Origin of the sequence: Gluconobacter sp., assembly GCF_047723935.1 — a bacterium.
GTDB lineage: Bacteria > Pseudomonadota > Alphaproteobacteria > Acetobacterales > Acetobacteraceae > Gluconobacter.
In genome coordinates this window covers 1-24,911 of the sequence record NZ_JBDOBO010000009.1, presented here as the reverse complement: position 1 = coordinate 24,911, position 24,911 = coordinate 1, and the positions used below count along the sequence as shown (strand labels likewise).

At 55.7% G+C, this 24,911-nt stretch carries 26 protein-coding genes and 1 tRNA gene; 17 read left to right on the top strand and 10 right to left on the bottom strand.

The features are described from left to right. Positions 1–48: 48 nt before the first annotated feature. Positions 49–2,823 (top strand): glycosyltransferase, encoded by a 2,775-nt coding sequence (locus ABF979_RS05990; RefSeq protein ID WP_415558505.1) that lies wholly within the window; start codon positions 49–51, stop codon positions 2,821–2,823. On the opposite strand, the gene ABF979_RS05985 is transcribed toward ABF979_RS05990, so the two are convergent. Continuing rightward, positions 2,809–3,708 (bottom strand): rhamnan synthesis F family protein, encoded by a 900-nt coding sequence (locus tag ABF979_RS05985; protein ID WP_415558503.1) that lies wholly within the window; start codon positions 3,706–3,708, stop codon positions 2,809–2,811. The genes ABF979_RS05990 and ABF979_RS05985 overlap by 15 nt on opposite strands. 162 nt (positions 3,709–3,870) lie before the next feature. Here ABF979_RS05985 and ABF979_RS05980 point away from each other — a divergent pair, with 162 nt between their 5' ends. Next, complete coding sequence (locus ABF979_RS05980) at positions 3,871–4,140, top strand: HU family DNA-binding protein (RefSeq protein ID WP_202206824.1); 270 nt, start codon at positions 3,871–3,873, stop codon at positions 4,138–4,140. A gap of 5 nt (positions 4,141–4,145) precedes the next feature. Here ABF979_RS05980 and ABF979_RS05975 read toward each other — a convergent pair. From ABF979_RS05975 to ABF979_RS05955, 5 genes are all read right to left on the bottom strand, one after another. Beyond that, positions 4,146–4,220: transfer RNA gene (locus ABF979_RS05975), tRNA-Gln, on the bottom strand. A gap of 69 nt (positions 4,221–4,289) precedes the next feature. Continuing rightward, positions 4,290–4,979: a TetR family transcriptional regulator gene (locus tag ABF979_RS05970; protein ID WP_415558501.1), complete on the bottom strand. Its 690-nt coding sequence runs from the start codon at positions 4,977–4,979 to the stop codon at positions 4,290–4,292. An 80-nt stretch (positions 4,980–5,059) separates the two neighbouring features. Beyond that, entirely contained in the window at positions 5,060–5,887 is an 828-nt protein-coding gene (gene proC, locus ABF979_RS05965; RefSeq protein WP_415558499.1) for a pyrroline-5-carboxylate reductase, read from the bottom strand. Continuing rightward, positions 5,884–6,390, bottom strand: a complete 507-nt coding sequence (locus ABF979_RS05960) for a YbjN domain-containing protein (RefSeq protein ID WP_086634776.1) — start codon at positions 6,388–6,390, stop codon at positions 5,884–5,886. The genes proC and ABF979_RS05960 overlap by 4 nt, the downstream gene beginning before the upstream one ends. A gap of 201 nt (positions 6,391–6,591) precedes the next feature. Further along, positions 6,592–6,882, bottom strand: coding sequence for an accessory factor UbiK family protein (locus ABF979_RS05955; RefSeq protein ID WP_099211189.1), 291 nt, complete (start codon positions 6,880–6,882; stop codon positions 6,592–6,594). 82 nt (positions 6,883–6,964) lie between these two features. Between ABF979_RS05955 and rfaD the strand changes: the two genes are divergently transcribed. Genes rfaD through ABF979_RS05935 form a run of 4 tightly spaced genes read left to right on the top strand, consistent with a single transcriptional unit; the run spans position 6,965 to position 10,985 of the window. Then, on the top strand, positions 6,965–7,945 hold the full coding sequence (gene rfaD, locus ABF979_RS05950; protein ID WP_415558497.1) for an ADP-glyceromanno-heptose 6-epimerase: 981 nt from the start codon (positions 6,965–6,967) through the stop codon (positions 7,943–7,945). An 11-nt stretch (positions 7,946–7,956) separates the two neighbouring features. Next, a complete protein-coding gene (lgt, locus tag ABF979_RS05945; RefSeq protein ID WP_415558559.1) occupies positions 7,957–8,763 on the top strand; it encodes a prolipoprotein diacylglyceryl transferase in 807 nt (268 codons plus the stop codon). Beyond that, on the top strand, positions 8,756–9,529 hold the full coding sequence (gene pgeF / locus ABF979_RS05940; protein WP_415558495.1) for a peptidoglycan editing factor PgeF: 774 nt from the start codon (positions 8,756–8,758) through the stop codon (positions 9,527–9,529). The genes lgt and pgeF overlap by 8 nt, the downstream gene beginning before the upstream one ends. A gap of 55 nt (positions 9,530–9,584) precedes the next feature. After that, entirely contained in the window at positions 9,585–10,985 is a 1,401-nt protein-coding gene (locus tag ABF979_RS05935; RefSeq protein ID WP_415558493.1) for an amidohydrolase family protein, read from the top strand. 39 nt (positions 10,986–11,024) lie between these two features. On the opposite strand, the gene ABF979_RS05930 is transcribed toward ABF979_RS05935, so the two are convergent. Next, complete coding sequence (locus ABF979_RS05930) at positions 11,025–13,133, bottom strand: catalase (protein ID WP_415558491.1); 2,109 nt, start codon at positions 13,131–13,133, stop codon at positions 11,025–11,027. A 225-nt stretch (positions 13,134–13,358) separates the two neighbouring features. Between ABF979_RS05930 and ABF979_RS05925 the strand changes: the two genes are divergently transcribed. Then, positions 13,359–14,234 carry an SDR family oxidoreductase gene (locus ABF979_RS05925; protein ID WP_415558489.1) on the top strand — a complete coding sequence of 292 codons (876 nt, stop codon included), beginning with the start codon at positions 13,359–13,361 and terminating at the stop codon, positions 14,232–14,234. 21 nt (positions 14,235–14,255) lie between these two features. On the opposite strand, the gene ABF979_RS05920 is transcribed toward ABF979_RS05925, so the two are convergent. After that, entirely contained in the window at positions 14,256–15,581 is a 1,326-nt protein-coding gene (locus ABF979_RS05920) for an MFS transporter (protein WP_415558488.1), read from the bottom strand. Between the two features lie 210 nt (positions 15,582–15,791). Between ABF979_RS05920 and ABF979_RS05915 the strand changes: the two genes are divergently transcribed. From ABF979_RS05915 to ABF979_RS05885, 7 genes are all read left to right on the top strand, one after another. Continuing rightward, positions 15,792–16,451 (top strand): 50S ribosomal protein L25/general stress protein Ctc, encoded by a 660-nt coding sequence (locus tag ABF979_RS05915; RefSeq protein ID WP_086634762.1) that lies wholly within the window; start codon positions 15,792–15,794, stop codon positions 16,449–16,451. A 3-nt stretch (positions 16,452–16,454) separates the two neighbouring features. Further along, positions 16,455–17,024 (top strand): aminoacyl-tRNA hydrolase, encoded by a 570-nt coding sequence (gene pth / locus ABF979_RS05910; protein ID WP_415558487.1) that lies wholly within the window; start codon positions 16,455–16,457, stop codon positions 17,022–17,024. Between the two features lie 215 nt (positions 17,025–17,239). Beyond that, a complete protein-coding gene (ychF, locus tag ABF979_RS05905; protein WP_099211167.1) occupies positions 17,240–18,334 on the top strand; it encodes a redox-regulated ATPase YchF in 1,095 nt (364 codons plus the stop codon). After that, complete coding sequence (locus tag ABF979_RS05900; protein WP_415558485.1) at positions 18,327–19,583, top strand: glutamate-5-semialdehyde dehydrogenase; 1,257 nt, start codon at positions 18,327–18,329, stop codon at positions 19,581–19,583. Before ychF ends, ABF979_RS05900 begins: the two co-directional genes overlap by 8 nt. 32 nt (positions 19,584–19,615) lie before the next feature. Then, positions 19,616–20,203 (top strand): nicotinate-nucleotide adenylyltransferase, encoded by a 588-nt coding sequence (locus ABF979_RS05895; protein WP_237389865.1) that lies wholly within the window; start codon positions 19,616–19,618, stop codon positions 20,201–20,203. Between the two features lie 95 nt (positions 20,204–20,298). Continuing rightward, entirely contained in the window at positions 20,299–20,751 is a 453-nt protein-coding gene (gene rsfS / locus ABF979_RS05890) for a ribosome silencing factor (protein WP_415558558.1), read from the top strand. Next, the gene (locus ABF979_RS05885; protein ID WP_415558483.1) at positions 20,752–21,210 is read left to right on the top strand and encodes a 23S rRNA (pseudouridine(1915)-N(3))-methyltransferase RlmH; all 459 of its coding nucleotides are present in this window, start codon (positions 20,752–20,754) and stop codon (positions 21,208–21,210) included. A 69-nt stretch (positions 21,211–21,279) separates the two neighbouring features. Here the strand turns inward: ABF979_RS05885 and ABF979_RS05880 are convergent, their stop codons facing one another. Continuing rightward, positions 21,280–22,002 (bottom strand): CHAP domain-containing protein, encoded by a 723-nt coding sequence (locus tag ABF979_RS05880; protein WP_202206811.1) that lies wholly within the window; start codon positions 22,000–22,002, stop codon positions 21,280–21,282. Between the two features lie 171 nt (positions 22,003–22,173). Beyond that, complete coding sequence (locus ABF979_RS05875) at positions 22,174–22,524, bottom strand: RidA family protein (RefSeq protein WP_046900317.1); 351 nt, start codon at positions 22,522–22,524, stop codon at positions 22,174–22,176. 146 nt (positions 22,525–22,670) lie between these two features. Here ABF979_RS05875 and ABF979_RS05870 point away from each other — a divergent pair, with 146 nt between their 5' ends. From ABF979_RS05870 to ABF979_RS05860, 3 genes are read left to right on the top strand one after another with little or no spacing between them, the layout of a single operon-like run. Beyond that, positions 22,671–23,327, top strand: coding sequence for an MBL fold metallo-hydrolase (locus ABF979_RS05870; protein ID WP_415558481.1), 657 nt, complete (start codon positions 22,671–22,673; stop codon positions 23,325–23,327). 19 nt (positions 23,328–23,346) lie between these two features. After that, entirely contained in the window at positions 23,347–23,838 is a 492-nt protein-coding gene (locus tag ABF979_RS05865; RefSeq protein WP_415558479.1) for a DUF192 domain-containing protein, read from the top strand. Positions 23,839–23,841: 3 nt separating this feature from the next. Next, positions 23,842–24,819: an NAD-dependent epimerase/dehydratase family protein gene (locus ABF979_RS05860; RefSeq protein WP_415558477.1), complete on the top strand. Its 978-nt coding sequence runs from the start codon at positions 23,842–23,844 to the stop codon at positions 24,817–24,819. Positions 24,820–24,911 lie beyond the last annotated feature (92 nt).

The following is a 24,911-nucleotide window of genomic DNA, read 5'->3' as shown; positions in this document are numbered from 1 at the left end:
CTCTTTTTGTTTGTACCTCTCCGTTTCCAGACTTTGGCCTTTTCTTTGATGACAGTGGATTCCGGTTCCAACGTGACACTCCTTCCAGAGGCAGCCGAAGAAGATTCGCGGCGGGTCCTGCTTGAGAGCTACCGCAGTTCTGCACGTCTGAACGGAATGAGGGCTGAGGGACTGCAAATTGAGAACACGCACCTCCGGGAGCAGATGGCTCTTGTTCAGAGCTCCCTCTCATGGCGGGTTACTGCTCCACTGAGGCTCATAAGAGGGTTGACGCTAGGTCGTCTGCCTTCTGGCAGGTCTCTCAAAGACCTGCCTGACCGCGTTCTCGAACTTTGGGGCAAAGGGGGCGCCAGCGCTTTAGGGAATGCTCTGGTACGTCAGGTTTTGCCTCGTTCCGGCAGAAAGAAAGGGCGGAAAGTTTCTGATTCTCTTACCTCTGCCAAGAAGGCCTCTCCAGATGAAGCTGTGTCGGGGCTTTCCGTTTACAGTGATCCACTCGATAAAACGGCGACCGCACTGGCCCCGAAAGTTCTGATTATTGCAGAAGTTTCTTTGCGGCAGTGTGCGAAGTATCGTGTGTGGCAAAAGCGGGATCTGCTGGAACGCCTTGGATGGTCTGTTCAGGTTGTAGACTGGCGGGACATTGGTGTTGCGATGTCTGGGTTACAGCTTTGTACGCGGGTTATTTTTTACAGGGTCCCTGGCTTCGAGACTGTCATGAAGCTGGTCGCCGAGGCCCATCGCCTGCGTCTTGAGCCGTGGTGGGAAGTGGATGATCTTATTTTCGATGCTGAAGAGTATCTTCAGAATGGGAACATCAGCAGTTTGCCGCAGGCAGAGCAGGATCTGCTCATGTCGGGTGTTACCTTATTCCGGCGTTGTATGCTGGCTTGTGGCCGTGGCATCGCTTCGACCCCGGCATTGGCGCAAGCCATGTTGGACGCAGGCCTGACTGACGTCTCAGTGCTGGAAAATGCTCTTGATCATGAGACGCTTGAGATCGCGGCGTCTCTTCCGACCCACGAAGGTACGGACGTGGAGCGTGTGTGGGTTTCTTATGGATCAGGAACCAATACGCACGATGAAGATTTTCGGCAGGCTCAGGCCGGGCTGATTGCTGCGATGGAAGATGAGCCGCGGTTATGTCTGCGGGTCATTGGTCAGCTTAAGCTTTCGGATGACTTTGATAGGTTCGGAGACCGTGTAGAGCGGCTCACTGAGTTGTCCTATCGCGACTATCTGGGCGTGCTTTCCCGAACGGATATTGCCATTGCACCTCTGGAACCGACGCTCTTCAACGACTGCAAAAGCAATATCAAATTTCTGGAGGCGGCAGTCGTCCAGGTTGCTTCGGTTTGCTCCCCCCGGAGTGGTTTTCTCTCTGTGATGCGGCATGGCGAGAATGGTCTGCTGGCCGTCACCGATGATGACTGGAAACAGAGTTTTCTGACCTTGGCCCGAGATATACTGCTGCGTCGGCGCCTTGCGGCTCAGGCCCTGCAGGATGTGATGGAACGGTACGCGCCCGATGCGATGGCGGTTACGCAGGGGCAGGCTGTTTTCGGTATGCCTGTGATGCCGGATCGGCACGCTTTGCGCGTCCTTATGGCAAATGTTTATTACGCTCCACGCTCATTCGGAGGGGCGACGATCGTTGCAGAGGAGTTGGCAGAAAGGCTCACGCAGCGTGGTGTTGAAGTGGGAGTCATGACGTCTCGTCCACGTCTGGACGAAAATCTGTCAGGAAGTATTCGCTACGTCATCAACGGTACGGATGTGTTATCCGCGGTGATTCCGGAGGGGACGGACCTCATAGGAGCTCTCGACAATCCGCAAATGGCTGAGGTGTTTGCCGATTGGTTGGACGCTTATCAGCCAGATGTCGTGCATGTGCATGCGGCCCAGGGGTTGGGTACTGCAATGCTGCGGGTCTGTCAGGAGCGCGGGGTTCCGTATGTTCTGACACTGCATGATGCGTGGTGGCTATGCGACCGGCAGTTCATGGTTCGGGAAGATGGGCATTACTGCTTCCAGACCCGTATTGACCAGCAGGTTTGCCAGATGTGCCAACCTCATGCCCGACACTTACGGGATCGCGTGACGATCATGCATCAGGCGTTGGCTGAGGCGGCGTTGTTGATAAGTCCGTCTGAGGCACATCGTCAGCTTTATCTTGCTAATGGCGTTGAGCCGGAGCGGATCGTTGTGAACAGGAATGGCTTTCGGTGGCCTGAACGCTCTCGTCGCCAGAGAATTCTGGGCTCGCGGCTACGCTTCGGATTCGTTGGCGGAACTGAGGCAGTAAAGGGATATCCACAGCTTAAAAAATGTATGGAGTCTCTTGAGCGATCTGACTGGGAGCTGGTTCTGGTTGATAACAAGATCAATCTTGGTTTCAGGTCCATTTATGCTGAAGACTGGTCAGTAAAGGGGGATCTAAAAATTGTACCTGCCTTCACGCAGGCTGGACTCGATGATTTCTATGATCAGATTGATGTTCTTCTGTTTCCTTCCCAATGGAAAGAGAGTTATGGCCTGACTGTTCGTGAAGCTTTGGCGCGCGACGTCTGGGTTTTGACGACTGCTCCAGGGGGGCAGTCAGAGGATGTTGTGGACGGGATCAACGGGACGCATCTTCCTCTTGATGGGCGTCCTGAAACACTCGCAGCGGCTGTTGAAGCCTTGCTCAATCAGGCCGAAAAGTTTGACGGATATGTCAATCCATTCAAGGGCGATCTGGCAACGTATGAGGCGCAGACAGAAGAGTTGCTAGGCTTTCTGGAGCGCGTGGCCAAGCGTAAAACCAAGTTAGTGACCCATTAAAAGAGCTGGTAAGGCACGCAGTCTGTCTTCACTGGCAAGGGCCTGCACCAGTCGTGCCCGGAAACCGGCCTTCTTGTGCTGAACGCGCGGTGGGTTATTGGCCAGATAGAGTGCGATCCAGTCTGGGTCGAAAAAGGTTTTGTCAGGAATTTCGCTTCGCCACAGATGGACTGACGCGACCCCGCTTGGGTTATCTCGCAGAAGCTCTGTCTTAATGAACGGTGCTTGCCCTGAGTGGAGCACAGTGCGCCAATCTGTATGCATTGGGTTCAAGGATAAAAGGCGTGCCAGCCCCCGTGTGCTGCTCCATGAAGCTGCGATATCCAGTTTGGCGGCCTGTATGGCCAAGCCGAGACCGAGTTCACCATGCAAGACGATTTCCGGCTTGCTCATACTGTTGAATGGCTGCTGGAACACGCGCCTGATGGCGGGATGATCGAGGACATCGCGTGTCATGACGAGAAACCAGGACTGAAGATGAGCTGTAATAGCTTCTGATCGTACCATGCCCCAGATAGGGGAGCGGGTGGCGCGCATGTTTTCCATAATGGGCCGTAAAGGTGTCATGGGCCCGAACACGCTGTCATTCGCGAAGAGGATTTCACTCGCTCCCGCGTCGCAGTGGTTATTGAGCAGGTCCTGCCAGGCTCCAAAATCAAGACCAGAATTCTTTCTGGCGTACAGGTTAGCCCTGATCGGGATCGGACCGGAGGCAAAGCTGTTTTCGAGGGCTGTCATTCTCGCCGTGTCATTTGGATCCAGTCCGGAAACCGCGACATGAAGTTCGAACCCGCATCCTGCAATCTGGCTCAGGAGGTGTCTGGTGTGTGGAGCCAGTGTTGCTGATGGGTCGTGATAGGCGAAAAGGCAGATAGAACGCGACATGAAATCCCTGACGATGGAACGCTAAGGCTGTTTGCGCGATTATATCATCGTTGCCCGATTGTATTGTAAGAAATACTGAGGAATGCTGTAAAAGATGATGAATGTTCAGGTGTTGAAGGTACATCCTGAGATAGGTCCGCAAAAGAGGAGAAGCATGCGCCCATGAGTAAGGCATTTCTCGCAGCCGTTCTTCAGGACTCTATCGACTGTACAGGTGTCGCTGCACAGCGTGCGGCCAGCGATCTTGTAGATGCTATTATTGATGAACTAAAGCGCGAAGGGGGATTTACTATCTCTTCTTTCGGGACATTCACTGTGTGCGAAACAAAAGCACGACATGCCATAAACCCACGGACAGGAGAACCTGTTGAGGTTCCCGCCGGGCGAACGGTCCGATTCAAGGCAAGCCCAGGACTGAAGCAGAATTTATAGAGGTTTGGCTGGGGCGGGAGGATTCGAACCTCCGCATGGCGGAATCAAAATCCGCTGCCTTACCGCTTGGCTACGCCCCAGTAGATCGCGCTTACGAACGCGATGGATCGGCTTTTAATCCGAACCGACGCGTCTCGTAAAGCCCAATATCAGAATTCAAGTTCCAGTTCGTGATCTGGCAGCCCTGTAGTGCGCAGGGCTTCGTCCATTTTGCGGCGGGCTGAGGCCTTCAGGATACCGAGGCGCTCAGCTTTGTTGAGCGCCCGATCTAAGGCCGCCATTGTGCTTCCGAGATCCTGGCTTTCGTCTTTTTCCCAGGCCCGGAGCGCGTGTCCCCAGACGGCGGTTAGGGCATTAATGCGCCAGATGCCGCCGAGACCAGAGCAGTCCATACCTGCTGCGTCCGCAAGCCAGCGCATGGAATCCACAGTTGCTCCGGCGAGAAGGGCTGCCAGAGCGGGGTCATAGGGAAGGGCGTGAAGAACAGCCCTGACGCCTGTGCGGTATTCTTCGAAAATATCGAATCGGCGCATCATCAGGTCGAAGAGATATTCGCGGAGGGTACCGCCATTTCCTTCGTCTCGGAGTGCGCTTTCATCGGCGAGCCTTCCCAGACGCAGCAGGAGCAGCGCCTTGACTGGATATCGGGAACGTACAGCATCGACAGGAAGTCCTGCTTCTCGTGCCGCATCGACCAGAGAAAACCGGTGCCAGCCGTCTGAGCCAGCCAAGCTCAAGGCAGACTGGAGGAGAGCAATGTCGAAGGCTTCCCTGTCCAGTTCCGGTGTGCTGTCTGATGCCAGCTCATCGGTGTCAAATGGGTCCTGCCGCTCTTCCATGCCGGTCTCCTGTAGAAATCTTGTTTCTTAATGGTGGGAGCGTTTGCCAGTGTCAGCAAGTTCCCACCAGAGAGAAACGATCAACCGGCGAGTTCGTCGGCCCGTTTTGTGGCGGCGTCAATGGCTTTTGAAATATTTGACGGCCATGCGTCTGGAGCCATGAGAACATTCAGGGCAGCAGCGGTTGTTCCGTTCGGGCTGGTGACAGCTTTGCGCAGATCGGCAGCGTCGTCAGGCATGTCATCCAGCATCCGGCCTGCGCCGTAGATTGTTCCGCGTGCCAGACGGCGTGCTGTCGTTTGGGAAAGGCCGTGTGCTTCTCCGGCCTTTTCAAGCAGTTCAGCAAGAAGAAACACATAAGCAGGACCCGAGCCGGAGACGGCTGTTACTGCTAAAAGGTCTTCCTCACTATCGACGCGGACAACATCGCCAACGGCGAATAGCAGTTCGTGGCAGAGGCTTGTCTGTTCTTCTGTCGCCTGAGGGGACGCATAAAAGCCGCTGATACCTGCACCGATTGCTGACGGTGTGTTCGGCATGGCGCGAAGAATGGGGAGAGTGGTGCCGCCTTTAGATGTCGCATCTGACAGGGCGGCACAGGTTCGGCCGGCCATGACGGAAAGCAGAGCAGCCTTGTTCATGCGAGAGCCCAAGGACTCCCCTAGGGCGCTGATCGCGTCTTCCGCTGTCGCAGGTTTTACGGCCAGAACGATAATATCCGGCGTAAAGGTCGATGGAATGTCAGACGCGGCTCGAACGACTGAAAAAGTATCGTCCGAACCGGATCTGTGTCGATCAACGACAATGATATGGGGCGGTGTGGGAGAGGCGAGCCACCCGTCGAGAAGCGCGCCTCCCAGTTTTCCACAACCAACCAGCAGAATTGAAGGTGTTGATGGCAAGGTCATGCGTCTCCGACACAATCAAGCATGGCAGCGTCCAGTGCATCCTGAGGAGATTTTCCGCCCCAGAGAGTGAACTGGAAGGCGGGGTAAAAGCGCTCACATTCTGACATTGCGATATCGATCAGGTCTTCCATGCTTTCACCTGGAGGGGTTGAGACACCACGCATCAGGAGCGTATGGCGAAAGGAGGGAACACCGGTTTCCGGATCAATAATGAAATGACCAACCCAAAGCTTGTTGTTGGCGAGGGAGACCAGTTCATGCACATCTGATCGACGTGCTGTGGGGGACCGTAGATCCAGCGTGCAGTTCAGGTGCAGGGCTGAAAGCTCGTCTGACCAGGTAAAATAGAGAGAGTAGTCACACCATTGACCTGGGGCCTGAGCCGCCATTTCGGACTGGCCAAGGCGCTCGAATTCCCATTCGTAGAGGCCCATGACCTGTTCCATGAGGTCAAGCGGATGGGATTCTGTTTCTGTGGTGAGTGAGGTGCTCAGGGCAGGCATGTCGGATCTCCCAAGGCCGTGGAGGCCGGAACCGGTCATGCACCGGTACGGCGCTCCAGATGTCTGCGGCCAGGAGGGGAATGACCTCTCCTGACGTTGATCACGTTATGTGGCCTTGGTGAAGTGTGCAAGTATCACGCACAGCTTCAATCAGTTCGTACGAAGATGTGTTGCATCCGGAGCGCAACGAAAGCGACCGTTTCAGCCCTGAGGGCCACCTTTTTCTTCAGTTGCGAGGTCTTCGAGTGCTGTCAGGCGCGATTCGATGGCAGCAAGGCGTGCTTCTGCCTCGTCCTGTGCCATGCGCGCACGCGTCGCCATTTCCTGAACGGCATCGAACTCATCACGACGAACCAGTTCCAGCGAATTCAGGACTTCGTCAACGCGGGTGCGGATGATGGAGTGAAGTTCTTCGCGTGCGCCGGTAACAGCCGAAAAAGCATTGCCGGCAAGACCTGCGAGGTCATCAAAGAAGCGGGGTCTGTCAGACATGGGAGAAACTCCTGCAGAGAGGCGGCGTGTCGTGTGTGGCGCGTCGCTTGGATCGTTTTCGGGGGCAGACTATACAGGAAGGATGATTATCGTCACCGGCGGAGCCGGATTCATTGGATCGTGCCTTCATGCCGCCCTGCGTCAGCGCGGGCTGCGGACGGTTGTTGTGGACCGGCTTCGTGAGGGCGTGAAATGGCGCAACCTTGCGTCTCATGCGCCGGATCAGATCATCACGCCTGAGGCGCTCCCGAGTTTCCTCGAGACAGCGCCAAAGATCGAAGCGGTCTTTCATATGGGCGCGATCAGCGCAACGACCGCACGAGACGGAGACCTTGTCTGGTCGACTAATGTGGCGTTATCGCAGTTTCTCTGGCGTTGGTGCGCCAAGAACGATGTCCGGATGATTTACGCTTCATCTGCGGCGACATATGGCGCTGCAGACCAGCCTGAGATGTTCCGTGACGGGCTGGAAGCGATTGATCATCTCAAGCCGCTGAACCTCTACGGATGGTCAAAACAGGTTTTTGATCTGTGGGTGAAGCGTGAACTGGAAGCTGGGCATCCGGCCCCACCGCAATGGGCGGGACTAAAATTTTTCAATGTTTATGGCCCGAATGAGTATCACAAAGGGTCCATGATCTCCGTCGTGAAGGTCAAGTATGATGATCTTCAGCGTGGGGCTGCGGCACGACTGTTCAAATCTGACGTTCCTGGAATGGCCGATGGCCAGCAGAAGCGTGATTTCATCTGGGTCGGGGATGTTGTGAACGTCATGCTATGGCTTTTCGACCATCCGGATGTCAGTGGTCTTTTCAACTGCGGAACCGGTGTGGCGCGGAGCTATCTGGATCTTGCGCATGCAGTCTGTGACGCGGCGCATCGGGCGCGGGACGTGGAATTCGTTGAGATGCCTGAGAAGCTTCGTGGGCAGTATCAGTCCTTCACCTGTGCGGACATGAGCCGTTTGCGTCAGGCAGGATATGATGCGCCGTTTACGTCTCTTGAAGACGGAATACGGCAGTATGTGCGTGATTATCTTTCCCGAGCGGAGTCAAACCTTTGAGCCAGCCCTTGATGTTCCCTGGGTTTGACCCCGTTGCGTTTCATGTCGGCCCGCTGCCGGTGCGCTGGTATGCCTTGGCGTATATGGTCTCGTTCATCATCGCGTTGCCGATTGCGAGACGATTGAACAGGCTGGCACCGGAAGTAGCGACCAGTGAACAGGTCGATGATTTCCTGTTTTACGCTATTTTGGGTGTTTTGCTGGGTGGTCGTCTTGGGTACGTGTTGTTCTACCGACCTCTGGATTATCTCGCGCACCCAGTGGACATCATCAAGACATGGGACGGCGGAATGTCGTTTCATGGTGGGGCCTTGGGCGTCATTCTGGCTCTGGCGTTCTTCTCTTGGAAAAACCGTCTGAGTTTTCTGGCTTTTGCGGACCGGATCGTGCCGGTGGTTCCGATTGGGCTGGCGCTAGGTCGTTGCGCCAACTTTGTGAACGGGGAACTGTGGGGCCGTCCAGCATCGCCTGATCTGCCGTGGGCCATGGTATTCCCCACAGGTGGGCCCGTGGCACGGCATCCTTCCGAGCTTTATGAGGCGTTGACGGAAGGCGTTCTCCTGTTGTGGGTCATGCTGTTCGCGGCAACCCGTCCAAGATTGCGGGCACATTTCGGATTTCTGTCAGGGTTATTCCTCTTTGGATATGCCTGCGCGCGGAGCTTCTGTGAGTTTTTTCGGGAGCCGGATGCGAATATTGGCTTTCTGGTCGGTGGGGTCACGATGGGGCAGATCCTTTGTATTCCGATGGCGCTCGCCGGGTTAGGTCTGATGACGTATGCCCTTCGTCGTCCGGCGCAGGAGAGCGCACATGTCTGAGGCTATTCTCAGAAGTGATGGTCTTGGCGTGCCACATGGCTTTTTTACGCGCCTCGGCGGCGTGTCCCCAAAACCTTATGACAGCCTGAACTGCTCTCTGTCGTCTCCTGATGACCTGGCGAACGTGAGCGAAAACCGTGCGCGTGTTGCGCGGCAGATCGGGGTTGAGCCAGAAAAGCTTCTGGGTCTGAAGCAGACGCATAGTGACATTACGGTTCCAGTGACCAGGGAGACGGTTCTCTGGGCTATGGGGCATGGGCAGGATGGCGATGCGCTGGTGACGGATCGCCCTGACGTCGGTGTTGGGGTGATTACGGCAGACTGCGGGCCTGTTCTTCTTGCGTCTGAGGATGGACGGATTGTGGGAGCCGCGCATGCAGGATGGCGTGGAGCAGTAGGCGGCGTTCTCGAATCTGCTGTGACGCAAATGAAAGCTCTGGGCGCCACGAATATCCGGGCAGTAGTCGGACCTTGCATTGGGCCTGAGAGTTATGAAGTTGGCCCGGATATGCGGGATGCCGTTCTGGCTCAGGACGGGAACGCAGGCGTGTTTTTCCGCGTGGCGGAACGGGCAGGGCATTTCATGTTCGATTTGCCAGAATACTGCTTGGCGCGTTTGAAAGCTGCTAGTGTTCAGCAGGTTGAAGTACTGGGTGTGGATACATTGACGGACCAGAGGTTCTTCAGCCATCGCCGAAGGACACTCGCAGGCGGTGGCCATATTGGTCATCAGATCTCAGCAATCCGGCCTCGCATTTCATCATAATATTGCAGAGTGCCCCAGCGCTTGTGCGGATCGCTGGGACTGTTATCGTTCCGGCATGAAAATGCTTCGTCCTGCTCAGATTCTCTGTTCCATGCTGATGGCCGCCTGTGCTGGGGGCGTAGCCTACGCCGAGCCGTCTCATCTTCTGGTTCGTAACGCCCTAATTTTTTCGATGGCTGATGGGCAGAAAGCGCCTTTTAAAGGATATTTTTCTGTTCGTTCAGATGGCGTGATCGATCATATCGGCCCCGGTGCTCCTCCAAAGGATCTTCAAGTGGATCAGGATGTGGATCTGCATGGACATTGGGTCATGCCAGGGTTCATTTCCGCTCATAGCCACCTCTGGCAGGCCGCGTATCGTGGCCTCGCGGCGGATCAGACGTTGATGGGATGGATTACGGCTTTGTATTCCGGCAAGGCGAGTGTGGCGCGAGCTGAGGATATTTATTGGTTCACTCTCGATGGCGCGCTGGATCATCTCGCTCATGGCGTCACGGCTGCCTATAATTTCAATTATGGCGGAGCGAGCCCGAAGATGGTCGTGCAAACGGATCGTTTGCAGTTTCAGGCTGAAACAGTCTCCGGCATTCGATTTGTACATGGTCTTGAGCCATTGCCGGGTAAAGCCGATGTGTCATTCGCAAAGGCTCGTCAGCATGTTGGGGATTTTCTGGCGTGGTCCGCTGGGCAGCATGTGGGGTCTACATTCCTGTCCGTGATGATTAATGGTGGGACGGGATTTCACGACACCGGAGACGTTGCGAAGATCGAAGGCGCGTTGATGCGGGAGTATCATCTGTCCAACCAGAGTCATTATCTGGAGCCACCTGAGAACGTTTCAGCTCAGCAGGCCCGGTTCCACTGGTTTGAGGATGAAGGCATTCTCGGGCCGCATCTGATTTTCGGGCATTTCATCCATACGACGCCTGAGATCATTGCCCGATCCGTAAAGGCTGGGGCGTCCATGGTCTGGAATCCGCTTTCAAACGGTCGTCTGGCGTCAGGGACGGCGGATATTCCGGCCTATCTGAAAGCTGGTTTGCGGGTTGGTATGGGAGAGGATGGGGAAGCCAGTGCGGATCTGGCAGATCCTTTCGAGAACATGCGGACCGGGCTTTATGCCATCCGGGACAAGTATCAGAGTGCCGCGATCATGAGCCCGTATGATGTGGTGCGACTGCATACGCGGGGGAGTGCGGATGTTCTGGAGGTCGGGGACCGGCTTGGAAGCCTGGAAGCCGGGAAATTTGCAGATTTTCTTGTGATTGATCCGACCAATCTTGGGTATGTGTTTGATCCGTATGCCACGTTGGTTTTTGCTGCGGCTCAGGAAAATCTGGAGCAGGTGTATGTGGGGGGCGTGCTGATGGTTGAGCATGGAAAGCCGGTGAAGCAGGATTTTGCGCATGTTCGGCAGGAAGCTGATCGGCGGGTTGCGGCCTCTGTTCAGCATTAAAAAAAGAGCCGGGGATTACTCCCCGGCTCTTTTTGTGTGTCAGACGCTGTGGGTTTTGGCTTCACGATCCCAGAAGCGGAGCTTCTGGCAGGTTTTGATGAAGGGTTCGAGATCTGCATCGCTTTTGATGGCGATCACACCCTCGTCCATCTCGTCGGGCGTGATGCCGCCTTTTGCTAGAAGCGGGGCAGCGTCCGGGCCGTAGGCGATGAATTTGGCGTGGGCGAAGGCATCCGCCACGAAGTCTCGGGCTGTTGCTTCCCTGCTCAGAAGTTTTGTCCCCTCGGCAGAAGAGAGCAGCACAACGGCGTCGTAAAGAACGGACGGCGCACCGACGATTTTCTGGCCAGCCGGGATGGTTTTGCCGTCTGTCAGTGTTACGCCGCCCACAACGGGAGCTATCAGCTCAATCAGTGTACCTTCTGCCTTTGCGGCATTCTGGAGAGCGTCCAGTAGGGCTGCATCCGTACCGTCTGTAATCACGACGCCCAGTTTACGGCCTGCGAAGGAGGCTGGCCCGTTCTTGAGGATGCTGAGCGCTGTTGAGGCGGCAAGGTCGGTGATGGGTGTACGGGCAGCCGGAGCTGGTGCAGGCAGGTCTTTTAGGCCCAGACCTTCAGCTACACTCTTGGCCAGCGTTTCATCCACGTTCAGAAGATGAGCGACGACGCGGGACCGGATGTTTGGTGTTTCAACCTTGCTGAGCTCGAAGACAAACGCGTTCTTGATGTGCGTTTGTTCGGGCTTTGTCTGGCTGATATAGAACTGGCGTGCCTGGCTGTAGTGATCGGCAAAGAGTTCACCGCGTTCGCGGGTCGTGCGACCGTTGTCATCGGGGAAGTGCCTGTAGCCAGTCTTGGGGTTTTCACGCGGACCTGCACCCCAAGAGTTGGGTTCGTAGTTTACGCGACCCTTCGGGTTGTGCATGGCGGCGTGGCCGTCCTGCTGGAAGTTGTGGAACGGGCATTTGGGCGCGTTAATGGGGATATGCGTGAAGTTCGGGCCACCGAGGCGCTTTGTCTGTGTGTCCAGATACGAGAAGTTTCGGCCTTGCAGGAGCGGATCGTTGGTGAAGCCGATACCGGGGACGACGTTCTGGGTGCAGAAAGCGACCTGTTCGGTTTCGGCGAAGAAGTTGTCCACCATGCGGTCTAGCACGAGGCGACCGATCCGGCGGACAGGGACGAGTTCTTCCGGGATGAGTTTGGTCGCATCCAGAATGTCGAAGTCGAATTTGTCGGCGAAGGCGTCATCAAAGAGCTGGACCCCCAGTTCCCATTCCGGGTAGTCGCCGGATTCGATGGCCTGCCAGAGGTCGCGACGGTGGAAGTCAGGGTCGGCGCCGTTAATCTTGACGGCCTCGTTCCAGACAACTGACTGAAGACCCTGCTTCGGCTTCCAATGGAACTTCACATAGGTGGATTTTCCTTCGGCGTTTATGAGCCGGAAGGTATGGACGCCGAAGCCTTCCATGAAGCGGAAGGAGCGGGGGATGGCCCGGTCTGACATGATCCAGAGGAGCATGTGGACGGTTTCGGGCGAGAGGGATGCGAAGTCCCAGAAGTTGTCATGGGCGGACTGCGCCTGCGGGAAGCCGCGATCGGGCTCTTCCTTTACGGCGTGTACCATGTCGGGGAACTTGATGGCATCCTGGATGAAGAACACGGGCATATTGTTGCCCACGAGATCCCAGTTGCCCTCTTCGGTATAGAGTTTCACGGCAAAACCACGGACGTCGCGCGCGAGATCGAATGAGCCCTTGCCACCTGCGACGGTTGAGAAGCGGACGAACGCCGGGACGCGGGTGCCGGTTTTTCCAAGGACGCTTGCGGTCGTGTAGTCGGACAGGGAGTCTGTGAGTTCGAAGAAGCCATGAGCGCCGTAGCCGCGCGCGTGAACAACGCGTTCAGGAATGCGTTCGTGATCGAAGTGGAAGATCTTCTCCCGGAAATGGAAATCTTCCAGAAGCGTTCCGCCGCGCGGGCCAGCTTTTAGGGAGTTCTGGTCATCCGCGACGGGAACGCCTTGCTGGGTGGTTAGGGTCGGTGTGTCGCCATCCGCCGTCTGATGAGTCGCGCCTTGAGGGCCGCGCTCGAAGGTCTGGTCACCGATGGTCACGGTGGTGCGTTTGTCTGCCGTGTCGCTCATGGTTTGGTCCGATCTGCTGTCGTCTCGAATGTCCGGCGCAAATAACGCCGGGTGTTTCGATTCAATTCCTGTGCGTTGATTTCCTTTTTTGGAAATCTGTCACTTTAGAAGTCCGAGACGAGGGCAAATGTTCCGGAAAATAATTTGAGGAAATGTTCTGAACTGAAAGAAAGAGCGGACCGTTAGAGACTTACTTGCATCGTTTTCGCAGAGCAGGAGGCTTGAATGCCTGTCGATCCTCGCAACCGTTATCCTCGGCCGCCTTTTGAAGCACAGAGTCAGCCTTTTCCAGGACTCTCAGCGAAGATGACGCCGCAGCCCGATTATGGCGAGAAGACTTACAAGGGGGCTGGCAAGCTGAAGGGACAAGTGGCTCTGATAACTGGTGGTGACTCTGGTATCGGGCGTGCTGTTGCGCTGGCTTTTGCACGGGAGGGGGCGGACATTGCAATTTCCTATCTTGAAGACGAAAGCTCGGATGCCAAGGAGATTGCAGCCCAGATTGAGGCAGAGGGGCGTCGTTGTCTGTTGTTGCCCGGAGATATTCGGCATTCAGCCCATTGCTCAGCTCTTATAGATAAGGTTCTCGCGGAGCTGGGGCATCTCGATGTCCTTGTTAATAATGCAGCTTTCCAGAATTGGGCGGAGCATCTGGAGGATATCAGTGAGGAGGAGTGGAAGCGGCATTTTGACACGAATACGCACGCACTCTTCTACCTGACGAAGGCTGCCTTGCCGCATTTGAAGGCAGGGGCATCCATCATCAATACGTCTTCAGTTAATCTGAAAACTCCTCCTGAGATCTTGGTGCCGTATTCCATGACGAAAGCGGCGATTGCGAATTTCACAGTTAGTATGGCGCAGCAGCTTGCGGCGCGTGGGATCCGTGTAAATGGCGTTATGCCGGGACCGATCTGGACGCCTTTCATTGCCACGGGGATGCCTGAAGAGGCACAGAAGAAAGTGGGCTCCGATGTCCCGCTAGGCCGTCCGGGTCAGCCAGCAGAACTTGCGGGTGCCTATGTATATTTTGCAGACCCGCTGAACAGTTACACGACTGGTGCGCTGCTGGCGGTCAATGGTGGGATGCCGATGCTTTGATGTGCTGAAAGTATTGGTAAATTATGGAAACACCTGCTCCTGATCGAGCGGGCGTTTTTCAGTTTTGGGACCAAACAGTAATGTGACACTCGCGCCTAGCAGGAGCAGGCAGGTTGTGAGGCCAAAAATGCCGGGGAAACCTGCTGTGGGGTAAATCCAGCCAATCAGGATAGGCGAAGATATGGCGCCTAGCCGAGCAATAGCTGAGGCGAGACCCATTCCCCGTCCACGGAGGGCTGTCGGAAAGAGCTCGGGTGTATAGGCGTAAATGCCGCCATAGGTTCCGTTCATGAACATGGACAGCAGGATGCCGAAGACCAGAACCTGAGCGGGGGTCTGACTGGCCGCCATGCCGATGGCGCTAATCCCGCCAGCGATCATGAAGGTTGCTACGGTCGTTCTTCGGCCGAGCCGTTCGGTGCAATATGCCGAAGCAAGATATCCTGGGAGTTGGGCTGCATAGATGGAAATGGCGTAGGCGAAGCTGCGTGTGACCGTCATGCCGCGTTCGATCATGAGAGTGGGGATCCATGTGAAGAACGCATAGAAACAGAAAGTGATGGTCAGCCACATGACCCAGCTCAGGAGAGTTGAGCGTCTGAGATCTGGAGCAAACAGGTCCTTCAGGGGGCGGATCGCCTGAGGCTCTGAGTGCGATGTCGTTGTGAGACCTGCGGCCAGACCTGCGCTCTGCTCGATCAGTCCGACGATATGGCAGGCTTCGTGTGTCCGCCCGCGTTGGTCCAGCCATCTTGGAGATTCCGGAAGGGTGCGCCTCCACCATAATAGCATCAGGACAGGCAGGGCTGTGGCCATCAAGGCCCACCGCCAGCCGTCAGGAGACGATGGAACGAGCATGAAGCCGAGAATGGCTGCTGCTACGTATCCAAACGAATAAAACCCGGTGAGGCTTGCCGTGAAGGCGCCTCGATAGCGGGAAGAGACAAACTCGCTCAGATAAGGTGCAATAATGGTTGCTTCCGCGCCTGCGCCTAGTCCTGCAAGAAGACGGACTGAAAAGAAGCTGCTGAAGGAGCTGGACACAGCTGAAAGCAGAGAGCCGATAGCATAGAGGGCAAGGGCGCTCATCATGACGGATTTTCGTCCTGATCTGTCGGCCCACCAGCCAGCAAGGAGCGAGCCCATGCCGTAGCCCAGATACGTAGCGCTTCCGAGAAGGCCTAGAGAGGGGCCAGACAGGTGCCACTGCGTTTTCAGGACGGGGAGTGTGAAGGCTACAATCGCCGAGTCCAGGCCGTCGAACATATATCCGCAGCCACCCAGGATCAGCAGGCGGCGATGGAAGGGTGTGAATGGCAGATGTTCGATGCGGCGGGCGATGCTCATGGATTCTCTGGGACGCAGGCTTCTGAGGGATGTGTGACAGACTATCTGGACGATCAGGGAAGGGTCCAGTGGGGTGGAGACCTGGGTTTCCTGGAATGTTGAATCTGGGAAAAAGGTTGTGTCTGGCGCAGTTTTCCGCTATTTCGCCGCTCGCACAGGCACCCCTGGAGGTCTGTGTGATGACAAAATTCAATACGCAGGAGCGTAACAGTGGCTAATTTGACGACACTTGCTGTCTCGACGCGCGCGAAGGCTGGTAAGGGGGCAGCGCGCGCAACGAGACGTGCCGGGCTGGTTCCGGCAGTAATCTATGGTGGCAAGCAGGAGCCTTCCATCATTGCTCTTGATCCGCGCGTTATCATGAAGGAACTGCATCGTGGTGGCTGGTCCTCCCGCGTGTACAACCTGGCAGCAGAAGGCGCAGAGCCGGTTGCAGCTCTGATCCGTGACGTGCAGTTGCACCCGGTGACGGATGCTCCGATTCACATCGACTTCCAGCGCGTTGCAGCGGGCACGAAGGTGCACGTTCAGGTTTCCATCATCTTCGTTGGCGAAGAGAAGGCTCCTGGCATCAAGCGCGGTGGCGTTCTGAACGTTGTCCGTCATTCCGTGGACGTTGCTGCTGATGCTGCCAGCATTCCGGAAAGCTTCACTGTTGATCTGAGTGTCCTCGACATTCATGACAGCGTTCGCTGGTCCGACCTGAAGGGCACGGAAGGCGTAAAGCTGACGGGTCATCAGGCTGCTGATCTCGTGATCGCTTCCATCGCTCCGCCGACCATTGATGCGGAAATGGAAGCTGAAGCTGCTGCCAAGGCTGCTGCTGCTGCTGCTGCAGCTACCGCAAAGCCGGGCGCAAAGAAGAAGTAAGTCATGAGGCTCTGGACCGGTCTCGGCAATCCCGAGCCGGGGATGAGCCGTCATCGACATAACATCGGCTTTATGGCGGTTGATGAAATCGCCAGGCGTCACGGGTTTTCCCCGTGGCGCAAGCGCTTTCGGGGGGAGACGTCCGAAGGCGTTCTTGGGGGGCAGAAAATTCTGCTCCTCAAGCCGATGACTTACATGAACCTGTCGGGCGACAGCGTTCAGCAGGCCGCGCAGTTCTTCAAGGTCGCGCAGGCCGACATTACCGTTTTCCATGATGAACTCGATCTTGCTTTCGGCAAGCTGCGCATCAAGCGTGGCGGCGGAGCGGCTGGGCATAATGGCCTTCGCTCAATGGATCGCTGTCTTCCTGGACCGGATTACTGGCGTGTGCGGATGGGCATTGGCCATCCGGGGCATAAGGACCGGGTGCATGGGCATGTTCTGGGGAATTTCGCCAAGGCGGAAGAGCCGGAGCTTGAGCGGTGGCTTGAGGCAGTTGCGGATGCTGCGCCTATTCTGGCCAAGGGTGAGAATGAAGCGTTCATGACGAAAGTGGCGCTGCTTACGGCCTGAGTGCCGCGAGACTTCAGGTCTCTTATGGTCAGCTTTTTTCACTGTTATAACGTGCGGATATCGTTGCCAGAGAGAGTTCTCGGGCGGGAATCGTATTCTGCTGCCTGTTTTGCAGGGTGCAGGTGTTGTCCGTGGGCGTGGATTCTGCGAACACAGGGCAACTGAATTCTGAGACTGGGCTGACCGATGTGGCGGCCTGAAAGATGGAGAGCACAATGGGTTTCAATTGCGGCATCGTTGGTCTGCCCAATGTTGGCAAGTCCACGTTGTTCAATGCTCTGACGGAAACAGCCGCAGCGCAGGCAGCGAACTACCCATTCTGCACCATTGAACCGAATACGGGCCGTGTTGCCGTGCCGGACCCTCGGCTGGATATTCTGGTGAAGATTGGTAAGTCCCAGAAAGAGATTCCGACCAGCCTTGAGTTTGTTGATATTGCGGGTCTGGTCCGTGGCGCGTCCAAGGGTGAAGGGCTGGGAAACCAGTTTCTGGCGAATATCCGCGAGACGGATGCGATCATTCATGTTCTGCGCTGCTTTGAAGACGATGACATCACCCACGTTGAAGGTGGGGTCGACCCGGTTCGGGATGCGGACATCATTGAGACCGAGCTGATGCTTTCGGATCTGGAAAGCCTTGAGAAGCGCCAGATCAATCTTCAGAAGCGTGCGCGTGGAAATGATCGCGAAGCACAGGCGCAGCTCGAACTCATGGAGCCGCTGATTGTGGCACTGCGTGATGGCAAGCCTGCCCGCACCGCCGTGCCGAAGGGGCAGGAAGGTGAGGCTGCGCGTCTTCAGCTTCTGACGACGAAGCCGGTTCTGTATGTCTGTAACGTCGAGGAGGCTGCTGCGGCGACCGGCAATGCTCACTCTGAGGCAGTTCGGAAGCGGGCTGAGGAAGAGGGCGCTGGCGTTGTGATCGTGTCTGCTGCGATTGAGGCTGAGGTTAGCCAGTTGCCGCAGGAAGATCGCACGGAGTTCCTTGAGGGGCTTGGTCTGAGCGACAGTGGTCTGGATCGCGTGATTGCAGCGGGCTATCGCCTGCTGGGTCTGCGGACATACTTCACGGTCGGCCCTAAGGAAGCGCGTGCCTGGACCATTACGGCAGGTGTGAAGGCGCCTCAGGCTGCTGCTGTCATTCACAATGATTTCGAGCGTGGCTTCATTGCCTGCGAAACAGTTGCTTTTGACGACTATGTGGCCTGCAATGGTGAAGCAGGCGCTAAGGAGGCTGGGAAGTTGCGGATCGAAGGCAAGGAATATGTTGTGCAGGACGGAGATATTCTCCTGTTCCGATTCAATGTCTGACGCTGCGGCTATTCTGAAAGGGCTGACGGATAAGGCCCGTCAGGCTGCTCGTGGATTGGCGCGAGCAGATGAGGCGACGCGTAATCTGGCACTAAATGCTGCTGCTCAGGCACTTCGTGCCAACAGCGCAGCAATCGTTGCGGCAAACGAGCAGGATCTAGCCGGGCTTTCTGATGATCGGACTGCTGCATTCCGGGACCGTCTGACGTTAACGCCTGAGCGCGTTCAGGCCATGGCAAAGGGTCTGGAAGACGTTGCAAAGCTGCCTGATCCGCTTGGACGCGTTCTTGCAGAATGGGAGCGCCCTAACGGGTTGCTGTTCCGTCGTGTTGCTGTGCCGCTCGGTGTCATCGGTATGATTTACGAAAGCCGGCCGAATGTTGGGGCTGATGCTGCTGCTCTTTGCATCAAGTCTGGCAATGCTGTCATCTTACGTGGTGGAGGCGAAAGCCTGAATTCGGCGCGCGCAATTCATGCGGCAATGGTTGACGGGCTGACGGCTGCGGGTCTTGATCCGGCTTGTGTGCAGATTTTACCGTCTGCCGATCGTGCTCTGGTGGGTGCGCTCCTTCAGGCTGCTGAGGGCGTGGACCTCATCATTCCACGTGGTGGAAAATCTTTGGTGGAACGCGTCCAGCGTGAGGCGCGGGTGCCTGTTCTGGCCCATGCCGATGGGCTGAATCACACCTATGTTCATGCCAGTGCTGATCCTGAGATGGCGCGTCGGGTTCTTCTGGATGCCAAGATGCGCCGTACGGGAATCTGTGGGGCGACAGAAACGCTTCTGATTGATCGGGCGATTGCTCCGTCACTCCTGCCGCACATTGTGGATGATCTGGCTGCCAAGGGCTGCACATTCCGGGCGGATGAGGCTGCCAGATCTATAGTTTCAACCTTGCCTCCTGCCAGTGCCGCCGATTTCGATACGGAGTGGCTGGATTCGATTCTCTCCATCGCTGTTGTTGATGGCGTTGAGGAGGCTCTCGACCATATCGCGCGTCATGGCAGTGCTCATACGGAAGCGATTATCGCTGAAGATCCTGAGATTGCCGCCGCGTTCCTGAATGGGACTGATAGTGCGGTTGTGCTGTGGAATGCATCGACTCAGTTCTGTGATGGTGGTGAGTTTGGCTTTGGGGCTGAAATCGGCATTGCCACGGGACGGATGCATGCGCGAGGCCCGGTGGGGCTCGAACAGTTGACGTGTTATCGCTATGAAGTGCTTGGCAACGGACAGGTGCGAGGCTGAATACGATCCCGACGTTTGGCGATGGCCGACGTATGCGGATTGGGCTGTTGGGTGGCTCTTTCAATCCGGCGCATTATGGTCATCTGAAGGTGGCTCAGCAGGCGTTGCGCTCTCTGCGGTTGGATCAGGTGTGGCTGATGGTCTCACCTGGGAATCCTCTCAAGCCTCGAAAGGGCATGGGATCGTTCAGGGCGCGCCTTGCATCAGCCCGGAAGATCGCTGATGACCGTCGAATCTGTGCTACGGATATAGAAGCAAGGCTGAAACAGCGTTTTACAGTGAAGACTGTGGCATTGCTTCAGAAGCGCTTTCCTCATGTTCAGTTTGTCTGGTTGATGGGAGCGGATGGGCTGGCGCAATTCTCTCGCTGGAAAAACTGGAGGATGCTGGCCCGTATGGTGCCAATAGCGATTCTGCCGCGGCCAGGGAGTGTAACGCCTGCTTTGCACGGGGCTGCGGCGTCGGCTTTACGGCGAAATCGACGGCCTTCTAGGGAGGCTGCTATACTGGCGCAAAGAAAAGGATGCGCATGGACGTTCCTTTCTGCGCCGCAGAACGATATATCGGCTACAGCGTTGCGAGAGTCCGGGCAAATCTGTCTGGAACCGGATCAGGAGTAAAAGCCATCACCAAGACGACCTCAACCGACCCGAAGGCCAAGACCACGCGTCGGAAAACCAGCACCCCTGATGCGGCACTGGCCGAGGCTGCCAAGGTGCCTGGAACGCCTCGCAAGAAGGCTGCTGCTGCTGGCCCCAAGAAGACTGCCGTCAAGCGCGAGCCTGTGCAGCCTGATGTTCTGACAAAAATGCTGTCCATCATCACGGGCAGCCTTGAGGAAGACAAGGCAGAGGACATTGTGGTTCTGGATCTGGTTGGCCGTGCCAACTTTGCAGACCATATGGTTGTGGCAACGGGTCTGGCAGATCGGCAGATTGCAGCCATGGCGCACCATATTGAGAAAAAGCTGGGCGAAGATGGCTTCAACCGGGTTCTGGTTGAAGGCGCGAATGGCAGTGACTGGGTCCTTCTGGATGCAGGGGATGTTGTTGTTCATCTCTTCAAGCCAGAGAGCCGTGAGCTCTATGCTCTTGAAAAAATGTGGGGCTCTGATCTGGATTCGAGCGAATCCGAAGTGACTGTCGGTAAGGACGAAGAGCAGGGCTGAATGAAGCTCGTTGCTATTGGGCGGCTGAAGTCCGGCCCGGAACGGGAGCTTTTCGACCGTTACGCTGCCCGGATTCGGCCTGCGTTGACTGTGGCAGAGATTGCGCCGTCCAAAGGTTCCGTTATGGAGCAGAAGCGCAAGGATGCTACGGGGCTTTTGGCAGCCTGTCCTGAGAATGCTTTTGTCATTGCCCTTGATGAGGGGGGCAAGACGTTTAGCAGCCTGCAGTTTGCAGCCACGTTTGCTCGGTGGCAGGAAACTAGCCGTCCGTTATATTTTTTGATTGGTGGAGCAGAAGGGCTGGATGGATCAGTAATCCAGAGAGCTGATGCCGTTATTGCTCTCGGGGCGATGACTTGGCCCCACATGCTAGTGCGCGTGATGATTGCCGAGCAGGTGTTCCGCGCTCAGGCTATCAATTCGAACCATCCGTATCATAAAGATAGCCGGCCTGATTAAGCAGTTTCTGAGCGATTGGGTATAAAAAAAGCGGGGCTCTTGGCCCCGCTTTTCGCTTCTGGAGTATTCTTATCGGATAGACCGGTTCGGCGCGTCAGATGTAAAGGCATCGTCCGGGGCTTCCGCCACTTCTGTGTTGCTCATCGGATGACTCAGAGCATTCGATCCTCTGAAGATCGCACGATGACGGAAGGTGGTTGCATGGCTTTCGCGGGCGACCATGACCTGCGGCGCCTGACGACCATCGTCTGCGCGGCCATAGATGAATCCGTATGTCGGGTAGATGCTACCAAGACGGCCGCTACGGTCGTTAAGGGCAACGCGAACTGCGCTCCAGTCATTGTTGGGTGATACGTCAACGACGCGCACGTTGTGCGCAATGCCATTGGATGCCCAGTGAGACTGGTCAATGTAGATTGTGCGATTGTTCTCGACGGAACGGACAACAGCGACGTGACCCAGAGGCATACGACGGATGCCACGGAAATTTAGAACTGATCCCGCCTCAGGAGCGTTACCACGAGCATAGCGGCCCGCGGCGTTATACCACCAGTCCCGTGCGTTGCCGTGCAGCACGACGGAAGAAGCTTCCTTAGCGTAAGCTACGCACTGAATAACGTGCGCCGCTGAAAAGGTGTGGTGGTAGGAATGAGAGGCTCGATGAGAGCGGAAGACACTATGACCGCCATGTGAACCACGAAGGTGTTTGGCCTGTGCATGACTCGCAAAGAACATGACAGCTGAGAGCGCCAGGGCAGAGAAAAATGTTTTCCGGCAACTTTTATGCGTCACGATCTTTTTGATCCTGAATAGGCTTGTGTCGTTCGGGTGACAGGGAGCTAACAATCTTCATGCAACCCTGACAAGGGCAGAATGCATCACTAAGGGTTAAATTTTCATTTCTAATGAAAATCTTTCTCGTGTCGCATTCTGCCTTAATTGTGCCGTATTTGGTCGGGTGGCTTATTTTGTGGTTGTCAGCATGATTTCCACGAGGATGCGTGGGTCAGCCATGACAGCCTGAACGCAGGCGCGTGCAGGAGCTAGTCCTTCCGGGAGCCATGCGGACCAGTGCGTGTTGAGAGCATTGCGGTCTGCAATGTCTTTAAGCCAGATCTGTGCCTGAAGAATGCGGGTATTGTCTGTGCCGTGTTCTTCAAGAATGGCATCGAGTTGAGCCAGGACGTCTTTGGTCTGGCCGTCGATATCTTGTGACAGGTCTGAGGCGACAACGCCTTGGGTGAAAACAAAGCCATGATATTCCACAGCCTTGGAAAGAATGGCGTTGGGTTCTGTGCGAATGATGCGGCTCATGGGGGTATCCTGATCCCGGAATTGAAAAGCCCAGAGTGAGGTGCCTTTAAGAAGCGGTCAATCACCTCTTGTCTCCCTTGTCGTAGGGGATGGGACGCGGTATCGCCGGGAGGTATCGCTAAACTGGCCGTGCGGGAGAAAAAACCGTGGTTCCTTTGAATGTCAAAAGAGTGCCTGTGACGCCGATCCGGCAGAATTGCACAATCCTCTGGGACGAACGGAACCATGCCGTGGTGGTCGATCCAGGGGGGGATGTGGATGAATTGCTCTCTCAGCTCCGTGGGCTGACGGTTGAGGCTATTCTTCTTACCCATGGACATCTTGATCATGCTGGCGGCGCTGATGAGCTGCGGGAACGCCTGAATAAAATTCAATCAGAGCCTGTGCCTGTTCTCGGGCCAGATCGGCGTGATGCGTTCCTGCTGAGTAGTATTGAGAAGCAGGCTGCGCATTTTGGTATGACAGGGATGGTGAGTGTTGTTCCGGACCGCTTTCTGGAAGGCGGTGAGACACTTCAACTTCTAGGTCATGATATTGAGGTGCGTCATATTCCCGGACATACGCCAGGGCATATCGTGTTTGTGGATCATGACAGTGGCCGTGCCATTGTCGGTGATACATTGTTCCGCCGGACGGTGGGCCGAACCGATTTTGCTTATGGGGATGCTCCTGCGCTGATTGCAGGTATTCGCCAACATCTCATGAATTTGCCGGATGAGACCGTGGTGTTGTGTGGACATGGAATGCCCACGACCATTGGGGAAGAACGCCGGTCTAATCCATTTCTTGTTTCTGGATTGTAAATTTCAAAGAGGATTTCCTATGCGTTTAATCGCTTGTTCCGTATTGGCTGCGATAGGTGTTTTCGCGAGCGGTATGACGGTTTCTGCCCATGCAGCAGAAGAACCTATTCGTCAGGCTCAGCCTGTTCTTCCGACAGCACCTTTGACAATCACTACGCAAGATGGGGTTAAGCACGCGTTTACGGTGGAGTTAGCCAAAACCTACAGAGAACAGGAAGTAGGCGAAATGTTCCGCAAGGAGCTGCCCAAAAACAAGGGAATGCTTTTCCTTTGGCCGCAGCCACAGGTTTCCGACATGTGGATGAGGAACACACTGGTATCCCTCGATATCGTTTTCATTGATTCCACTAATCATGTTCATGCCATTGCGGAGAAGGCAGTTCCGCTGAGTGAGGCAATCCTGAGTAGTGACGGGGTTGTGGCCAACACCCTTGAGCTTGCTGGAGGGGTTACGGAAGAGTTGGGTATCCGTGTGGGGGATACCGTAAGTAGCCCGGCACTGAAGCACTGATACGTGAAGGTTTTAGTTACCGGAGCAGCGGGATTTATCGGTTTTCACGTCTCGCATGCCTTGCTGGCGCGAGGCATGGAGGTAGTCGGCGTTGATACGCTGAATGATTATTATGACCCGCTCTTGAAAACGGCGCGCCTGAACAGACTGACGTGTCAAAAAGGGTTTGTGTTCGAGCAGAAGGACGTGTCTGACCGCGAGGCTATGCGATCAGTCATGGATGGCCATTCTGATATTGAAGTCATCATTCACCTGGCAGCTCAGGCGGGAGTTCGATACTCACTCATAGACCCATATTCGTATGTACAAGCGAATGTCATGGGGCAGGTTGTTTTGCTGGAGGCATCCAGAAGCCTGAAAAGGTTGAAGCATTTTGTCTATGCGTCTTCGTCCTCAGTCTATGGTCGCAACCAGTCGTTGCCTTTCAAAGAGAGTGATCGCGTGGATGAGCCGGGCTCACTTTATGCGGTTACAAAGCGCGCAGGTGAGCTGACGGCCTCCGCATATGCTTATCTTCACGGTATTCCACAGACAGGCTTGCGGTTCTTTACCGTCTACGGGCCGTGGGGTAGGCCAGACATGGCTTATTACGGTTTCGCGAAAGCTATTTGCGAGGGGCGTCCGGTCACCCTTTATGAGGGAAAAGGACTGTCTCGGGATTTCACCTATATAGATGACATCACATCGGGTGTTCTTTCGATCATGGACGTTCCTCCTCAAGTAGGTGAGGCGCGCATCTTGAATCTGGGGGGAGATCGCCCGGAGAAAGTGACGACACTGATTGCTCTGCTGGAAAAACATCTCGGGCGATCTGCATGCATAGAACATCAAGCTCGCCCCGTGGCGGATATGGAGAAAACTTGGGCGAGCCTGGAGGATGTGAAAGCATTATGTGGCTGGACTCCGAGCGTCTCGCTTGAGGATGGGGTTATGAAATTTGCCCAGTGGTTCGAGGATTTTCATAAAAAGTCAGTTTTTTGATTTTTCTATGATTTTTTGATTGACGGTGATGTGTGTGGGCCGTATAAGCCCGTTCACCGACGCGGCGGGGCCTTCTTCGAGGGTCTGGCCGG

What these genes read in the sequence shown, in the direction of transcription:
- ABF979_RS05885 (WP_415558483.1), top strand. Translation starts at nt 20,752, where the DNA reads ATGAAGCTCGTTGCTATTGGGCGGCTGAAGTCCGGCCCGGAACGGGAG.
- pgeF (WP_415558495.1), top strand. Translation starts at nt 8,756, where the DNA reads ATGTCTGAGGCTATTCTCAGAAGTGATGGTCTTGGCGTGCCACATGGC.
- rfaD (WP_415558497.1), top strand. Translation starts at nt 6,965, where the DNA reads ATGATTATCGTCACCGGCGGAGCCGGATTCATTGGATCGTGCCTTCAT.
- ABF979_RS05930 (WP_415558491.1), bottom strand. Translation starts at nt 13,133, where the DNA reads ATGAGCGACACGGCAGACAAACGCACCACCGTGACCATCGGTGACCAG.
- ABF979_RS05925 (WP_415558489.1), top strand. Translation starts at nt 13,359, where the DNA reads ATGCCTGTCGATCCTCGCAACCGTTATCCTCGGCCGCCTTTTGAAGCA.
- lgt (WP_415558559.1), top strand. Translation starts at nt 7,957, where the DNA reads ATGTTCCCTGGGTTTGACCCCGTTGCGTTTCATGTCGGCCCGCTGCCG.
- ABF979_RS05990 (WP_415558505.1), top strand. Translation starts at nt 49, where the DNA reads ATGACAGTGGATTCCGGTTCCAACGTGACACTCCTTCCAGAGGCAGCC.
- ABF979_RS05970 (WP_415558501.1), bottom strand. Translation starts at nt 4,979, where the DNA reads ATGGAAGAGCGGCAGGACCCATTTGACACCGATGAGCTGGCATCAGAC.
- ABF979_RS05955 (WP_099211189.1), bottom strand. Translation starts at nt 6,882, where the DNA reads ATGTCTGACAGACCCCGCTTCTTTGATGACCTCGCAGGTCTTGCCGGC.
- proC (WP_415558499.1), bottom strand. Translation starts at nt 5,887, where the DNA reads ATGACCTTGCCATCAACACCTTCAATTCTGCTGGTTGGTTGTGGAAAA.
- ABF979_RS05865 (WP_415558479.1), top strand. Translation starts at nt 23,347, where the DNA reads ATGCGTTTAATCGCTTGTTCCGTATTGGCTGCGATAGGTGTTTTCGCG.
- ABF979_RS05875 (WP_046900317.1), bottom strand. Translation starts at nt 22,524, where the DNA reads ATGAGCCGCATCATTCGCACAGAACCCAACGCCATTCTTTCCAAGGCT.
- ychF (WP_099211167.1), top strand. Translation starts at nt 17,240, where the DNA reads ATGGGTTTCAATTGCGGCATCGTTGGTCTGCCCAATGTTGGCAAGTCC.
- ABF979_RS05935 (WP_415558493.1), top strand. Translation starts at nt 9,585, where the DNA reads ATGAAAATGCTTCGTCCTGCTCAGATTCTCTGTTCCATGCTGATGGCC.
- ABF979_RS05900 (WP_415558485.1), top strand. Translation starts at nt 18,327, where the DNA reads ATGTCTGACGCTGCGGCTATTCTGAAAGGGCTGACGGATAAGGCCCGT.
- ABF979_RS05985 (WP_415558503.1), bottom strand. Translation starts at nt 3,708, where the DNA reads ATGTCGCGTTCTATCTGCCTTTTCGCCTATCACGACCCATCAGCAACA.
- ABF979_RS05960 (WP_086634776.1), bottom strand. Translation starts at nt 6,390, where the DNA reads ATGCCTGCCCTGAGCACCTCACTCACCACAGAAACAGAATCCCATCCG.
- ABF979_RS05980 (WP_202206824.1), top strand. Translation starts at nt 3,871, where the DNA reads ATGAGTAAGGCATTTCTCGCAGCCGTTCTTCAGGACTCTATCGACTGT.
- ABF979_RS05895 (WP_237389865.1), top strand. Translation starts at nt 19,616, where the DNA reads ATGCGGATTGGGCTGTTGGGTGGCTCTTTCAATCCGGCGCATTATGGT.
- ABF979_RS05920 (WP_415558488.1), bottom strand. Translation starts at nt 15,581, where the DNA reads ATGAGCATCGCCCGCCGCATCGAACATCTGCCATTCACACCCTTCCAT.
- pth (WP_415558487.1), top strand. Translation starts at nt 16,455, where the DNA reads ATGAGGCTCTGGACCGGTCTCGGCAATCCCGAGCCGGGGATGAGCCGT.